18 protein-coding genes are annotated in these 13,984 nt (G+C 71.3%); 8 read left to right on the top strand and 10 right to left on the bottom strand.

Annotated features, from left to right (window positions below):
• A partial coding sequence (locus ACZ6TI_RS26175; RefSeq protein WP_465347769.1) for a hypothetical protein occupies nt 1-256 on the top strand: 256 nt, incomplete at its 5' end.
• A gap of 142 nt (nt 257-398) precedes the next feature.
• Here ACZ6TI_RS26175 and ACZ6TI_RS26170 read toward each other — a convergent pair.
• The 6 genes from ACZ6TI_RS26170 to ACZ6TI_RS26145 form a co-directional block, all read right to left on the bottom strand.
• Nucleotides 399-785 carry a hypothetical protein gene (locus ACZ6TI_RS26170; RefSeq protein WP_465347768.1) on the bottom strand — a complete coding sequence of 129 codons (387 nt, stop codon included), beginning with the start codon at nt 783-785 and terminating at the stop codon, nt 399-401.
• A complete protein-coding gene (locus tag ACZ6TI_RS26165; RefSeq protein ID WP_465347767.1) occupies nt 782-1,243 on the bottom strand; it encodes a hypothetical protein in 462 nt (153 codons plus the stop codon). The genes ACZ6TI_RS26170 and ACZ6TI_RS26165 overlap by 4 nt, the downstream gene beginning before the upstream one ends.
• 19 nt (nt 1,244-1,262) lie before the next feature.
• A complete protein-coding gene (locus ACZ6TI_RS26160) occupies nt 1,263-2,126 on the bottom strand; it encodes a phytanoyl-CoA dioxygenase family protein (protein ID WP_465347766.1) in 864 nt (287 codons plus the stop codon).
• A gap of 101 nt (nt 2,127-2,227) precedes the next feature.
• Nucleotides 2,228-3,217 carry an NAD(+) diphosphatase gene (nudC, locus tag ACZ6TI_RS26155; protein ID WP_465347765.1) on the bottom strand — a complete coding sequence of 330 codons (990 nt, stop codon included), beginning with the start codon at nt 3,215-3,217 and terminating at the stop codon, nt 2,228-2,230.
• Complete coding sequence (locus ACZ6TI_RS26150) at nt 3,217-4,575, bottom strand: M16 family metallopeptidase (protein ID WP_465347764.1); 1,359 nt, start codon at nt 4,573-4,575, stop codon at nt 3,217-3,219. The genes nudC and ACZ6TI_RS26150 overlap by 1 nt, the downstream gene beginning before the upstream one ends.
• Complete coding sequence (locus tag ACZ6TI_RS26145; RefSeq protein WP_465347763.1) at nt 4,572-5,867, bottom strand: M16 family metallopeptidase; 1,296 nt, start codon at nt 5,865-5,867, stop codon at nt 4,572-4,574. Before ACZ6TI_RS26145 ends, ACZ6TI_RS26150 begins: the two co-directional genes overlap by 4 nt.
• A 131-nt stretch (nt 5,868-5,998) precedes the next feature.
• On the opposite strand from ACZ6TI_RS26145, the gene ACZ6TI_RS26140 reads away from it, so the two are divergent.
• Genes ACZ6TI_RS26140 through ACZ6TI_RS26125 form a run of 4 tightly spaced genes read left to right on the top strand, consistent with a single transcriptional unit; the run spans nt 5,999 to nt 10,134 of the window.
• Complete coding sequence (locus ACZ6TI_RS26140; protein WP_465347762.1) at nt 5,999-6,343, top strand: effector-associated constant component EACC1; 345 nt, start codon at nt 5,999-6,001, stop codon at nt 6,341-6,343.
• Between the two features lie 3 nt (nt 6,344-6,346).
• On the top strand, nt 6,347-7,633 hold the full coding sequence (locus ACZ6TI_RS26135; protein ID WP_465347761.1) for a YqgE/AlgH family protein: 1,287 nt from the start codon (nt 6,347-6,349) through the stop codon (nt 7,631-7,633).
• Entirely contained in the window at nt 7,630-9,729 is a 2,100-nt protein-coding gene (locus ACZ6TI_RS26130; RefSeq protein WP_465347760.1) for an SIR2 family protein, read from the top strand. Before ACZ6TI_RS26135 ends, ACZ6TI_RS26130 begins: the two co-directional genes overlap by 4 nt.
• Before the next feature lie 9 nt (nt 9,730-9,738).
• Nucleotides 9,739-10,134: a hypothetical protein gene (locus tag ACZ6TI_RS26125; protein WP_465347759.1), complete on the top strand. Its 396-nt coding sequence runs from the start codon at nt 9,739-9,741 to the stop codon at nt 10,132-10,134.
• 10 nt (nt 10,135-10,144) lie between these two features.
• Here the strand turns inward: ACZ6TI_RS26125 and ACZ6TI_RS26120 are convergent, their stop codons facing one another.
• Nucleotides 10,145-10,642, bottom strand: a complete 498-nt coding sequence (locus ACZ6TI_RS26120; RefSeq protein ID WP_465347758.1) for a hypothetical protein — start codon at nt 10,640-10,642, stop codon at nt 10,145-10,147.
• A gap of 121 nt (nt 10,643-10,763) precedes the next feature.
• On the opposite strand from ACZ6TI_RS26120, the gene ACZ6TI_RS26115 reads away from it, so the two are divergent.
• A complete protein-coding gene (locus ACZ6TI_RS26115) occupies nt 10,764-11,258 on the top strand; it encodes an RrF2 family transcriptional regulator (RefSeq protein WP_465347757.1) in 495 nt (164 codons plus the stop codon).
• On the opposite strand, the gene ACZ6TI_RS26110 is transcribed toward ACZ6TI_RS26115, so the two are convergent.
• Nucleotides 11,216-12,109: a hypothetical protein gene (locus ACZ6TI_RS26110; protein ID WP_465347756.1), complete on the bottom strand. Its 894-nt coding sequence runs from the start codon at nt 12,107-12,109 to the stop codon at nt 11,216-11,218. The two genes, ACZ6TI_RS26115 and ACZ6TI_RS26110, sit on opposite strands and share 43 nt — an antisense overlap.
• Nucleotides 12,110-12,136: 27 nt before the next feature.
• Nucleotides 12,137-12,265: a hypothetical protein gene (locus ACZ6TI_RS26105; protein WP_465347755.1), complete on the bottom strand. Its 129-nt coding sequence runs from the start codon at nt 12,263-12,265 to the stop codon at nt 12,137-12,139.
• A gap of 118 nt (nt 12,266-12,383) precedes the next feature.
• On the opposite strand from ACZ6TI_RS26105, the gene ACZ6TI_RS26100 reads away from it, so the two are divergent.
• Nucleotides 12,384-13,103, top strand: a complete 720-nt coding sequence (locus ACZ6TI_RS26100; protein WP_465347754.1) for a lysophospholipid acyltransferase family protein — start codon at nt 12,384-12,386, stop codon at nt 13,101-13,103.
• A gap of 50 nt (nt 13,104-13,153) precedes the next feature.
• Here the strand turns inward: ACZ6TI_RS26100 and cspE are convergent, their stop codons facing one another.
• The gene (gene cspE / locus ACZ6TI_RS26095; RefSeq protein ID WP_225254914.1) at nt 13,154-13,357 is read right to left on the bottom strand and encodes a transcription antiterminator/RNA stability regulator CspE; all 204 of its coding nucleotides are present in this window, start codon (nt 13,355-13,357) and stop codon (nt 13,154-13,156) included.
• A 222-nt stretch (nt 13,358-13,579) separates the two neighbouring features.
• Here cspE and ACZ6TI_RS26090 point away from each other — a divergent pair, with 222 nt between their 5' ends.
• Nucleotides 13,580-13,984: a pilus assembly protein CpaE gene (locus ACZ6TI_RS26090; protein WP_465347753.1), complete on the top strand. Its 405-nt coding sequence runs from the start codon at nt 13,580-13,582 to the stop codon at nt 13,982-13,984.

Raw genomic sequence — 13,984 nt, 5'->3', positions numbered from 1 at the left:
GGCCGGGCGCACTCTGGCCGGGCGCACTCTGGCCGGGCGCACTCTGGCCGGGCGCACTCTGGCCGGGCGCACTCTGGCCGGGCGCACTCTGGCCGGGCGCACTCTGGCCGGGCGCACTCTGGCCGGGCGCACTCTGGCCGGCCGCACTCTGGCCGGCCGAACTCTGGCCGACAAGTGCCCAGCTCGACCTTGCCGGACAGGACTTTGTGACGCGGCATGCCGGGTCGGCCGCGCGGGCGGGCGGGCGGGCGGTTGAGCGTCAGCGATGGGAGCTTGGAGCACGGACGTCGCGGGGAGGACGGGTGCAGAGCGGAGCGTGCACCCGCCCGGACCCGCCCCGGCGGGAGCGATGGTCAGTTACCACCCACCCCGCTGCGATCCGGGGATCTTGATCTTGGTTAAGCGGATGCCTGGGTGATCAGTTCGTCCAGTTCGAGGTCGGTCAGGGCCAGCTCCTCGACCAGCGCGGCGAAGATCAGGACGTGGATCTTGATCGTGTCGGCGGTGGGGATGTCCGCGGTGGGGACCTGTTCGCCGAGGGCCTCGCGGATCAGCATCTCCGCCTCCCGGACCGGGACGGTCAGCTCGGGATGACGGCGGGCCGCCTCCCGCACGGTGCCGGAGATCGCCGCCAGCGGCGCGTCCGGCCGGAAGCGCAACCCCACCGCCAGCCGGAACGCCGCCGCGAAGACCGGACGACTCTCGTCGCCGGGCACGTCGGGCGCCGGACAGTTGGTCGCGGTCGCCCGGAGAAAGGCGCCGGCCGGTGAGAAGACGGCGGTCATCGGGGGCTCCGCCGACGCCACGGGCGGCCGTCCGGCGGCGGATCGAACCGGGAAACCCGGGTCTCCGCCTGGGCGACCAGGGCCTCGAGCAACTCGGCGTCCGAGCCCGCGCCCTCCGCCGCCGCACCGCGCGCCAGGTCGCCGACGACCAGGATCATCATCCCCAGCCGGCGTTGGTCGGGGATGCCGGCGGCCAGTTCCGGCTCGCCGAGCGCGGTGCGGATCACCGCCTCCATCTCGCGGGCCGCCTGCCCGTCCGCGGGCACCTCGCGACGCTCGAGCAGGGAGCGGACATAGGGCGTGATGTCGCGAGGGTCGCGGCCGGCGAAGCACCTTCGAACCGCGACCGCGAACACCTCGCGCATCAGCCGGGCCGGGGCCGGGCGCTCCCCGACGGGGGCGCGGTCCTCGGCCCGCAGTGAGGTCAGCACCTGCTGACCAGTGGAAGTGGCAATCACATAGCGGACTTTACGGACTTCAGGGGATCAGGGCCGGGATACTGGAGTCCAGGGCCCCGTGCCGCTCGAGTTCGCCGTAAAGCGGTGTGGTCGCCGGGTCGTGGCCCCACGCGTGGTCGCCGCTGCCGTCGCCGGCGTGGCCGAGCAGCTGGCGCTGCACCTCGGTGAAGCCCGCCCAGCCGGGCGTGCCGGGCAGATCCGCGGTGTCGTCGCGGCCGGCCACCCACCGGTACGTGTACCCGAAGAACGCGCCCACCCGGGTGATCGACGAGTAGTTGTCCGACCTCGCGTGCCACAGCCGCCGGTCGAACACCACCAGGTCGCCGGGGTTCGCGGTGATCTGCGTGGCACCCACCGGCGCCGGCCACGGCACGCCCCGGCTCGGCGGGCCGGGCAGCCAGTTGGTCAGGTGGCTGCCGGGCAGCACGGTGAAGTTGCCGCGCCCGGTCTCGCTGACGTCGGACAGCCAATAGGCCAGCTTCACCGACATCCGCGGCCGGGGATCCGTCTCCAGCTCGCGGTTCTGCCGGCCGCCGTCCTGATGCCAGTGCCACCAGTCCGGTTTCCGCTCGTGGATCTGCGGGTGCACGTCGATGTGCGAGTGGTAGACGTGGATGTTCCAGCCCAGCAGCGACCAGATATAGCGGAACGCGCGTGGGTGGTCGAGCAGAAAGGCCAGCTCGGGGCAGGCCGTAACTGCGGAAAGCTGGTGCAGCGCACCGAGCTCACCGGATTTCTCGCGGAATCGGAGAATGGCGGTGCGGGCCCGCGCGATCTCCTCCTCGTTCAGCACCGACCTGACGACCAGGTAGCCGTCGCGGTCGAACTGTTCGCGCTCCTCGGCCGTCATGGGGGTCCACTCCGGAGCGATGACCTGCGTCATGGGCTTACCACCTTCCATCTCCTCGGAAGGTGACGCACGCGGTAACAGGTGGGTTGCATCAGAATTTGAGGAACTCTATTGCTTCGACAAATCTGATTCCCTTACCGGGCGAAATCGCCCAGCCAGCGCTCGATCAAAAAGAGCGCGATCGAAGCACTCATCGGCAGTCGCACCGGCACTCCGGTAATCGGATCCTGGTAGTCGTCGGCGCGCATCGACGCGATTTCGCCGCGGGTGAACCACCGTGCCTCGGCGATCTCCTCCGGCTCCACCACGATCTCATCGCTCCGGTCGGCCCGGGCGGAGAAACCCAACATCAGACTTCCCGGGTACGGCCACGCCTGGCTGCCCTCGTATCGCAGGCTGCGAACGGTGACCCCGACCTCCTCGCGCACCTCACGCAGCACGGCGGCCTCGGCCGACTCGCCCGGCTCCACGAAGCCCGCCAGAGTGGAGAACCGCAGGCTCCCGTCCGGCATCTGCCAGGCCGCGTTGCGCCCGAGCAGGCAGCGGCCCTCGGGTCCGGGCACGCCGTCGTGGACCAGCACGATCATCGCCGGGTCGGTGCGCGGCCACATCTGCCCGCCGTCGGGGTCGGTGCGCGACCAGCCGGCCTCGGTGACCGTGGTCGGAGCACCGGTGCGCGGCGAGAACAGGTGCGACACGTGCCAGTTCACCAGGGCCGCCGCCGCGCTGAAGAGTCCGGCGTCCCGGTCGTCCAGCAGGTGACCGACGTCGCGCAGGGTGCGACCCCGCGCGCCGTCGATCTCCGGCAGTTCCGCGTTCACCGTGAACAGCGGCGTGCCGTCCGGATCCACGCCCAGGAAGAGCCGCTCGCCGTCCGGTGCGTTCGCCGAGTCCAGCAGGACCAGTTCGGCGGAGTCGCCGTCCGGACGGTCGCGGACCAGGGCCCGGCCGGTGTCGGCGGCGTTCACCACCAGCACCAGGCCGGACTTCCAGGCCTGCTCGAGCCACTCCGGGTCACGCCGGCGATGCGCGGCCCGGTCCAGCGTGGTGCGCGCCAGCGGCGGCATCCCCGGGTCGCCGGGCTGCTCGCCGATGTCCGGTTGCTCCGCGAAGCCGTCCGCCATCAGGCGTCGCGCTCCACCGTCGTGAGGGCGGACAGCGGTCCTTCCACGATGTCCGCGTCGCCCAGCACCACGGTGACCGCCTGGGCCGGCGCCAGGTAGCGCGCGGCGACCTCGGCCACCTGCTCGCGGGTCGCCGCGGACAGCGACGCCGAATGCTCGGTCAGGAAGTCCAGGCCGAGGCCGAAGCTCGCGTACATGCTGGCCAGCCCGGCCAGGCCGGCCTGTGTCGACATGCCGAGCCGGAGCGTGCCGAGAGCGTATCGCCGGGCCTGCTCGAGCTCCTCCTCCTTGGGCGGGAGGCTGGCGATGCGGCCCAGCTCGTAGAGCGTCTCGAGCAACGACGGGCCGGTCACCTCGGTGGCCACCTCGGCGGCCGCGACCAGGGCGGAGCCGGCGATGAAGTGCTCGATCGAGGTGTGCGGGCCATAGGTGTAGCCCTTGTCCTCGCGCAGGTTCTCCACCCAGCGCGACGAGAAGTAGCCGCCGAAGACCAGGTTGGCCAGTTGCAGCGGCGCGTAGTCCGGGTGCGTGCGGGCCACCGCGGGCATCGCCATCCGCAGCGACGACTGCACCGCGCCCGGCCGGTCCACCAGCAGCAGCGGGCCGGGTTCGAGGTCGGGCACCGCGGGCACGTTGCCGTCCTTGCCCGGCCCGGTCCAGCTGCCCAGCGCCTTGTCGGCGGCGTCGATCGCCTTCTCCGGGCTCAGATCGCCGACCAGCACCAGCACGGCGCCGTCCGGGCGGACCCGGTCGGCGTGCAGGGCGCGCAGTTGTGCCGGGCGTACCCCGCGAACCTGGTCCGGCTCGGGGGTCTGGATCGCGTACGGGTGGCGGCCGTACATCCGCTTGAGCAGCGCGGTGCGTGCCAGGTGCGCGGGCTGGCTCTGGGCCACCTGGATATGGTCCACCAGGCGGTCGCGCTCGACGGCGACCTCGTCCGCCGGATAGGCCGGATCGGTCAGCACCGCGGCCAGCAGCTCCAGCATCCGCTCCAGCCCGGAGGACAGCGCGTTGCCGGTGACCAGCAGGCGGTCCGGGTCGAGCCCGGCGGACAGCCCGCCCCCGACGGTCTGCAGCGCGGCGGCGATCTCGATGCTGGACATCTCGCTGGTGCCGGTGAACAGCGCCTGCGACAGCAGGGTGGCGCGGGGCAGCGGCGCCCGGCCGAACGGCACCCGCAGCCGGAGCTCGACCAGCGGCACGGCCGGGCGCCGGATCGCGATCACGGTGAGCCCGCTGGAGAGCGTGCGCTCGGCCTGCTTGGGCAACTTAATCTTGCTGTCCGGCAACAGGTCCGGAAGTTTGTGCTCTGCCTTCAGGCCGGTCTTGGGCGGCGGTGGGGCTGTGGACGGCGTCATGCAGCGGCTCCCGGTACGACCTCGACGGTGGCGCGGCGCTCCGGCCGCAAAGTCGCGGCGGCCGCGACGATCTGCGCCTCGGTCACCTCCCCGATCAGCTTGGGCAGTTCGTTGAGCATCTCCGGACGTCCGCGCTGCTCCTCGAGGACGGCCATCGGCAGTGCCCGGCCGAGCACCGCGTCGGTGTCGCGCAGCAGATGCGTCGCCATCCGGGCCTGGGTGCGCTCCAGCTCGCCGGGCCGCAGCCCGCCGGTGGCCAGCCCGTCCAGCTCCTCGTCGATGGTGCGCAGCACCTTGTCCACGTCACCGCCCGGCGGCATGTGCGCCTGCAGCAGGATCGCCGTGGGGTCGCGCACCTGCCACTCGTCGCCCATGAAGCCGATGTAGCCGCCGATGCTGGTCGCCGTGCGGTCGCGCTGCACCAGCCGCTCGACCAGGCGGGACGCGTCGCCGTCGGTGAGCACCTCGGCGAGCACCACGAACGGCAGGTAGTCGTCGAAGGCGCCGATCGGATCGGGCACCCGCCAGCCGGAGGCGACCGCGGGCAGCGGCGCCAGCCGGTCGGTGAACGACTCGCGCTTCTCCGCGGTCAGGTCGGGCTCGGAGAAGTCCGGGCGGATCGGCGCCGGCCGGGCCTCGACGTCGCCGAAGTGGCGCTCGATCAGCGCGGTGGTCTTGGCCACGTCGAAGTCGCCGGCCACCGACAGCACCGCGTTGCCGCAGGCGTAGTAGCGCTGGAAGAACTCCTCGGCGTCGGCCACCGTGGCGCTCTCCAGATCCTCGAAGGATCCGTAGCCGTCGTGCTCGTTGGGGAAGGTCGAGAACATCACCGGCGGCAGCTTGAGCCAGGGAAAGCCGCCGTAGGGCCGGTTCAGCACGTTGACCCGGATCTCCTCCTTGACCACGTCGACCTGGTTGCGGAGATTTTCCTCGGTGAGCAGCGGCCCGCGCATGCGGTCCGCCTCCAGGAAGAGCGCTCGCTCGAGGCCGCCGGAGGGCAGCACCTCGAAATAGTCCGTGTAATCCAGGTGGGTGGAGCCGTTGAAGCTGCCGCCGGCCCCGGCCACGTGCCGGAAGTGCGCCAGTTTCTCGAGATTGCCCGACCCCTGGAACATCAGATGCTCGAAGAGGTGCGCGAATCCGGTGCGCCCCTCCGGCTCGGAGCGGATGCCGACGTCATAGACCACGGCCACACCGACCACGGGTGCACTGCGGTCGGGTGTGAGAACCACCCGCAGGCCGTTGTCTAGGGTGAGCCGTTCCACCGGATACTTGGTCGCGGGAATCCTCATTTTGCGCGCCACCCCATGAATCTAGCCCGACGACGGGGCACAAACGCCAGGCCCTGGAAGCGCGGTGATAACTTTCCAGGTCCGGGCAATTCAGCAGTTAAATACCTCGATGCGGCGAAGATGGGGAGGCAATGCCAGTTCAGGTGCGGTTGACGTGTGCGTCGGCCGAGGACGGCGAGTCGCTGTTCCGGTGGTTGCGGGATGAGCCCGGTGCCCGTTCGGACGGGCGGCTTGCCCATGCGGACAACCCGGATCCCGAGGAACTGGGCACCCTGATCGACGTTCTCACGCTGATCATCGGCAGCGGGTTCTCCGCCGCGCAGCTGGTGCTCGCGATCACCCAGTGGCGGCAGTCCCGGCCCCGGCCCCCGGAGCTGGTGATCACCCATGTGGACCCGGACGGCGGCACCACCCGGATCGAGGCGTCCACCCCGGAGGCCCTGGAAACGGCGCTGCGTGAGCTGGAGCAGCGGTAGGCCATGAGCGAGGTCGCCACACCGGCGCTGTCCCAGGTGGTCCTGATCGGCGTCTCCGGCTATCAGCACCTGCCGAACCTGACCCCGGTGCGCAACAACGTCACCAGCTTCGCCGAGTTGCTCGCCGACGCCGGTTACTGGGGCGTGCCATCGGAAAACCTGCACGTGCTGCTCGATCCGGCCAGCCCCGGTGAGGTGAGCCGGGTGGTGCGCGAGGCGGCCGCCGCGACCGAGCGGGACGGCCTGCTGCTGGTCTATTTCTCCGGGCACGGGCTGGTCGACCCGGCGGACGACGAGAAGCTGATCCTGGCGCTGCCGGCCTGCGATCCGGACGCGCCGCACGAGGAGGGTCTGCCCTACGACTGGATCCGGTGGGCGGTGGCCGGCACCCGCGCCCGGCGCCGGCTGGTGATCCTGGACTGTTGCTACTCCGGGCGGGCCGATTCCGAGCTGGGCAGCGGATTCACCGGCACCGACGCGGTGGCCGACAAGGCCGCCACCGACGGCACCTGCCTGCTGGTCTCGGCGCCGGCCAACCGCCGGGCCCGGGCGCCGCACGGCGAGATCCACACCGCGTTCACCGGCGAGCTGCTGCGGTTCCTGCGGGAGGGCTACCAGCCCGCTCCGCGCGAGCCGACGCCGCCGGCTCTGACCGTGGAGACCATCTGGCGTTCGGTACGCGACGCGATGCTCCGCCGCGGCTTCGAACGCCCGGAGATGCGCGCCCGCGACTTCGGCGCCGCCATCGCGCTGGTGCACAACGCCCGCCTCCCGCGCCGCGACCTGGCCGGCACGGTGCTCTACGCGGCGCCCTGGTTCATCGACGACGAGCTCGGCCAGCGCGCGATCCTGGTGCTGCGGCACAACGCGACCGGCGCCCTGGGCGTCTGCCTGACTCGCCCGGACCGCGAGGTCCCGCGCGAGTTCCCGGATCGCTGGCGCCCGCTGATCAGCACCCCGACGATGCTTTTCCACGGCGGCCCGGTGGCCCGCGACGGCTACATCGTGCTGACCATGCTGCGCTCGGGCGCCGCGCCGCCGCTGCGGTTCACCCCGCTGCGGCAGGACGACGACGAGCGGCTCGGCACCATCGCGCTCTCCCATCTGCCGGAGAACCTCGAGGACACGGTGGACACGATGCGGGTCTTCGTGGGCTATCTGGGCTGGCGGCCCGGCGAGCTGGAGGAGTACATCGAGCGCGGCGAGCTGATCGCGAGCCGGCGGCCGACCCGGCAGGTGTTCACCGAGCGACCCGGCGAGCTGTGGCAGTCCCTGCAGGCGGCCCGATGACCGACACCCCGGAGGAGGAGCTCAGCACCGGCGAGGCGCTGCTGCTGGCCCGGCTCTCCGCCAGTCTCTCCGGCTCCGAGCAGATCACCCTGATGCTCGGCTCCGGACTGACCGCGAGCGTGGTGCCGCGGGCGCCCGGCCTGCTGGAGATCGCGGATCAATACGCGGCCGGCCGCAACGACGAGGGCTCGCTGCAACGGGCGCTGGCGCAGGCCCGGGCGCGGGTGGGTGGCGCCGCCGAGCCGGTGGACGTCTATCGCGCATACCGGCGGGTGTTCACCGACTGGGTGTCGGCCGGGGCGTTCGACGTGATCGCGCAGCAGGCGGTGCTGAAGGCGTACACGCCGGACGATCCGATGGAGTCGCCGCTGGCCACCCGTGGTCTGGGGCAGCGGATCGAGCGCGGCGTCGGCGAGGCGCTGGAGAACGAGCGCTACGGCTGGCAGCTCCCGCGCGGCGTGCAGGCGCTCGGCCACCTGCTGTCCCAGGCCGCCGTGGCCTTCGACAACCGCGTGCTGACCACCAACTTCGACCCCTTGATCGAGCTCGCCGTACGCGCCGCGAACGGTCTCGCCATCAGCCTGCCGCTGGATCTGGGCGGCGGCTACGGCACGTCGGCCGGCACCGACGGCGCGATCCGGGTCTTCCACCTGCACGGCTTCTGGCGGCCCACGCTGCACGTCCGCGGTCCCCGGCTGCTGCACGACCCGGCCCGGCTGGCCTCGGCCACCGAGCTGGCCGAGGGCATCGCCGGGCTGATCCGCGGCGACACCATCTGCGTGCTCGGCAGCAGCGACTGGGCGGGCACGCTGGCCTCGTCGATCGCGGTGGTGGCCCGGCGCCGGCGGGTGCGTGTGCTGTGGGGGCTGAACGACGCCGATCCCGAGGAGGCGTTGCGGATCGGCGCCCGGCTCAAGGTGCAGACCGGCACGGACGTGGAGTGCTTCCCGGGGGTGGACACCGACCGGCTGTTCCCGGCGCTGGCCGACCGGGCCGGCGTGATCGTGCCGCCGCGGGCGCCCGGCCGCCGGCACATGACCCGGCACCACAAGTGGGAGCGGCAGCTAGTCACCCAGCCCGACTCCGAACCGCCGGCCGACGTGAACGGCCTGCTGCTGCAGCTGGAACGACGCTTCGGCTGGGTGAACCAGGCGCAGGGCGCGCGCCGCCCGTCCCGGGTGCTGTGGCCGGTGCGGCTGCGTCCCCGCGCCTCCGTGATCCACATGGTGCAGGCGTTCACCGCCGGCGCGCTGGCCCGGCTCGGCGTCGAGGTCCGGATGGTGCTGGACGACGTCGGCACCCGCACCGCGGAGTCGGCGGACAGCTTCCGGGCCGACCTGGTGCGCTGGATCGGCCGCACCGCGCAGGGCGCGCCGGTGCGGTTCGTCAGCCTGGGCGAGTTCGTGGACCAGAGCCAGCGGCTGCCGCGCACCCCGTCGCCGGAGTCGCTGCTGCGCCCGACCGACCCGTGGGGCGTGGCCCGGCGGATCTTCTACAGCGACCGGAACCCGTCGCTCTACAGCATGCTGGCCGCGGTGAAGGCGGTGCCGCACCTGGCCGACTGGGACGCGCTGGAGGCGAACGCGTGGCCGATCGTGCAGTCCATGCTGCGCACCGACGCCAGCCGGCTGCTGATCCCGCTGACCCTGTGGCCCTACCTGAACAGCATGCTGCTGGAGAGCCCGACCGGGGACGTGCTGACGCTGGGCGGCCGGGACGAGGCGCTGCTCTGGGCACAGTGGCGGCAGACCTTCGGATTCGGGCCGGGGCATCTCTACAACCCGTACATCAAGAACCTGAAGCACGACGCGCACATGCTGAGCTGGACCACCCGTGACGAGTTGCGCGAGCACCTCTATCGCACCCGCGAGCTGCACGGCTGGGACGCGGAGGGCAGCTACGTGCCCTGGCTGTTCCACAACGCGATGCTGCTGCCGGCCTATCTGACCGCGGAACCGGTGCCCGAGGTGGACGAGTTCCCGCTGGACTCGTGGGCCGCGTTCATCGCCGCGATCGAGATGGGCCGGCCCGCGCTGGACGTGCTGGCGGATCGGGTCAACGACCTGTACCTGGCTCCGATCGCGCCCGAGAGCTAGCCTGACGTCATGACTTCAGTCTCCGTGCGCGGGCGGGCCACGGTCCACGGTCCCGCGCGGACCGTGAGTCACGGGCCGGTGCGTGCGGCCGTCGAGATCTGCGTCGAGGTGCTGGGCGACGAGCTCACGGCCTATCTGTCCGGCGCGAATTCGGTGGGTGAATTCCGCGGCTGGTGCGCCGGGCCGGTGCTGAGCACCGACTCCGCGGCGCGCCGGGTGGCCGCGGCGGCCGAGGTGGTGAGCATCTTCGAGATGGTCAACCGCACCGCGCTGGCCGGTCCGTGGCTGAGCGAGGTCGGCCCGTCGGGCATCATCCCGGCCCGGGCGTTACGCGAGTCGAGCGGCGACCCGGCCACGGTGAAGGTGCTGCACGAGGCCGCGGAGATGTGGATTCTAAAGGGGTAACCGCGAAACCTCAGCCTCTGAGCTGCACGGTCGCCTTCGGGTTGAGCTTCACCAATTGCTCCACCGCGTCGGTGCGCGCGGCCGGGAAACGCAGCTCGCCGCGGCTCACATAGGGCGCGCCGGTCATCCGGGACACCTGGTCGGGCACCAGGCCGGTGAGGACCAGCAGCACGCCGATCAGGCCCAGGATCAGGAAGACGTTTCCGGAGGGCCGCAGGTCGCCGAAGCGGCCCCAGAGCAGCAGCACGTCGGCCACCACGAAGAGAAGGATCACGACCGGCGCCACCCCGTACCCGAAGATCTTGCGCAGTCGGCCGACCCGCTCGACGGCGCGCGCCGCGCCGGCCCCGAGCGGCACCTCGATCGCGGCCTTGGACCAGGGCAGGCGCGGCAGCGGCACGGCGACCGTCTCGACCGGTCCGTCGCCGGCCAGCGGCTGCTTGGGCCAGCGCAGGCCGGCCACCTCGTGCAGTCCGACGCGGATCGCGGTCGTGCCCTCGTTGCTCACGGTCGGTGAGATTACCGGTCGGCCAGTTGCCGGGATGGGACGTGCCCCTTGACGGCTATTCCCATCGCGTCCATTATTCCTATCCATATGGTATGGATATGCGGGACGAGAGGAACCTTCCGTGTACGTCTCGGCACGCACCGACTACGCCGTCCGGGCCATGCTTTCCGTGGCCGCCGATGACCCGCACCTGGTCAAGGCGGCGACCCTGGCCGCCGCACAGAACATTCCCCTGAGCTTCCTGCAAGGCATCCTGCTCGACCTGCGGCGGGCCGGCCTGCTGCACAGCCACCGCGGGGTGGACGGCGGCTACCAGCTCGCACGGTCCGCCGAGGAGATCACTGTCGGCGACGTCGTCCGCGCGGTCGGTGGCGCGCTCGCCACCGTCCGCGGCCTGCCCACCGCGACCGCGATCTATCACGGCGCGGCGGTCGGCCTGCGCGACGTGTGGGTGGCCGTGGAGGAGGCGATCGAGGGCGTGGTCGACCACAAGACGCTGGCCGAGCTGGGCCGGCAGAACGTGGGCCGGCAGAACGTGGGCCGGCAGAACGCGGGCCGGCAGAACGCGGGGCGTCAGAGGGGTCTGACCGAGGAGAGCACGTCCTCGATGACGTAGTCGAACTGCTTGTGCGTGCCCGGGATGGACACGTAGAGCACCGCCGCGGTGGTCTTGCCGACGTCGATCACGGCCACCGCGGACAGTTCGTCCTTCGCCTGCAGGCCGGGCGCCGAGAAGTGCAGCCGGAACTCGGCCACATAGGCCGGCCGCCCGCCCAGCCGGGTCACCTCGTCACGCAGCGGCTCCATCGTGTTGGGCTGCGGGTAGTACTCCGCGCGCACGTCCGCGGCCACCTGCCGGCCGACGCACTCCAGGTCGAGCGTCACCGCGTCGTTGTCCGCCGCCGGGACCGCCGCGGACAGGATCGACGCGTGGTATTGCCCGCCGCTGTAGGTCTCGGTGACGAAGTGTTGGCCGACCCGGTAAGGCACCTCGAGCGTGCCGGCGCGCCAGACATCGAGCCAGGTCTCCCATGGCGGGCCGTAAGCGTTGTAGGAGATGCCCGACTCCTCATCGACCGTGCGGGCGCCGGTGGGCGGCGGCGCGGCGCTCGGCCCGGCCGACGGCCCGGCGCTGGGCGGCACGGTCGGCGCGGGACACATCTGGGCCAGCGGCGGCCGGACGTCGGTCGGCGCGTCCGCCTTGCCACCGCCGAACGGGTTGCCGCTGCCGGAGAAGGCGACGATCAGGATGATGGTCAGGCCGGCCGCGAGGATCACGCCGGCGATGCCACCGAAGATCAACATCTGGCGCCGGCGACGCTGTGGTCCGTCCGGGCCGGGCCGCTCCGGCGGAGCGGGTGGCGACGGCGGTGACGGCGGGGGTACGCCCGGCGCGGTGACCGTGCCGGAGCCCCACGAACCGCCCGGCCGTTGCCAGGTGCTGATGGGCTGAGTTCCGTCCGACACGCCTACCAGTGAACACCACGCGCGGAGTCAGCCGAGCATCACCGGCTCGTACCAGGGGGCGAACGCCACGAGAACGACGAGGGTGAGGCCGGCGACCGCGACGCCGAGAACGAAGGTCAACTCACGCCGAGTGGTGCGGGTATGCCGGGTCTGCATGCCGGACGGCCCTCCCGAGGCTGCTGTGTCAAAAAGGTCCACTCCTAAGACGCACGCCGAGCGAAGAAGGTTGCCATCAGCACAGGACAGGTTCAGGTTGGCCCAGTACGGTCGGTCGATGGAACTCGTGTATCCCCCGGTGGTCGGCTTCGCCAAGACCATGTTCCGCGTGCTCGATCTGCGGATCACGGTGGAGGGTGCCGAGCACATCCCATCCGCGGGCGGAGCCGTCCTGGCGAGCAACCACGTCAGCTACCTCGACTTCATCTTCTGCGGGCTGGCCGCCCAGCCGGCCAGACGCCTGGTCCGGTTCATGGCCAAGGAGTCGGTCTTCAAGCACCGGGTGAGCGGGCCGCTGATGCGCGGCATGAAGCACATCCCGGTGGACCGGCGGGCCGGCACGGCGGCGTTCGCCGAGGCCGAAGCGGCGCTCACCCGCGGCGAGGTGGTCGGTGTCTTCCCGGAGGCGACGATCAGCGAGTCGTTCACCGTCAAGGCGCTCAAGACCGGCGCGGCCCGGCTCGCCCAGTCGGCTCGGGTGCCGCTGGTGCCGATGGTGGTCTGGGGTCCGCACCGGCTGTGGACCAAGGGGCGCAAGAAGGAGCTCACCAAGCGCCACGTGCCGGTGCTGATCAAGGTGGGTGCGCCGATCCCGGTGGCGGCGTCGGCCACGGTCGACGAGATCACCCGCACGCTGCGGGAACGGCTGAGTGGGCTGCTGGACGCGGCGCAGCGGGCGTACCCGGACAAGCCCGCGCACGACGGTGACCGATGGTGGCTGCCGGTGCACCTCGGCGGGACCGCACCGCGGCCCGACGTGGCCGCCGCAGGGGCCTGAGACGCGAAATCGGCGCCGCCCCGAGGGGCGACGCCGATTTCTCAGTTACTTCAGAGCGGCCGGATGTTGGCGGCCTGCGGGCCCTTCTGGCCCTGCGTGACCTCGAACTCGACCCGCTGGTTCTCGTCCAGGCTGCGGTAGCCCGAAGACTGGATAGCGGAGAAGTGGGCGAAGACGTCGGCGCCGCCGTCGTCCGGGGTGATGAACCCAAAGCCCTTGTCCGCGTTGAACCACTTCACAACGCCGGTAACCATGATCGTCTCCTCGACGGTCGATCGCCCCCACCGCTGACGGCGGGAACGAAGGTAATAAGAGCCGCACTGCGCGACTCTCGTGCTGTCGTACTGATCGCCCGTACCGGAAAGACCCGGGTTACGACAAAGAGCGCCTGGGCAGAATCCCCACAGGCGCTCCTGAGTACTTGGGAACCAAACATGACAACATGCGGAGCCTAGCACGAGGAAGGAGGCCATCTCGTGATCGGTGTGCAGCTGGCACAAGAACTCAGAGAGGCCGGTCTGGTCTGGAAACCGGAGTCCGGTGACCGGTTCGCCATCCCGGACCGCGACCTGGACGAGGAGGTCTTCGTCCTGAGCAACATGACGATCGAGGTCTACCAGGTGCCGGAGGGCCGGGTGATCGGCTTCAACGGCACCACGGAGTGGGCGCTGGACGACGTCGAGCTGGACGAGGCGCTCTGGCTGCCGCGCGAGGAACAGCTGCGGGAGCTGCTCGGAGGCACGTTCCGGGCGCTGCGTTTTTCGGGCTCCGATTACGACGTGGAGACCGTGCTGCTGGGCGAGAAGCGGACCTTCTCAGCGGGCAGCGCCGAGGAGGCCTACGCGGCGGCGCTGCTGCACCTGCTGGCCGCGGCGGTCTGA

The sequence above is a fragment of the Actinoplanes sp. NPDC051388 genome (assembly GCF_055586225.1).
This window is presented reverse-complemented; position numbering and strand designations above follow the sequence as displayed.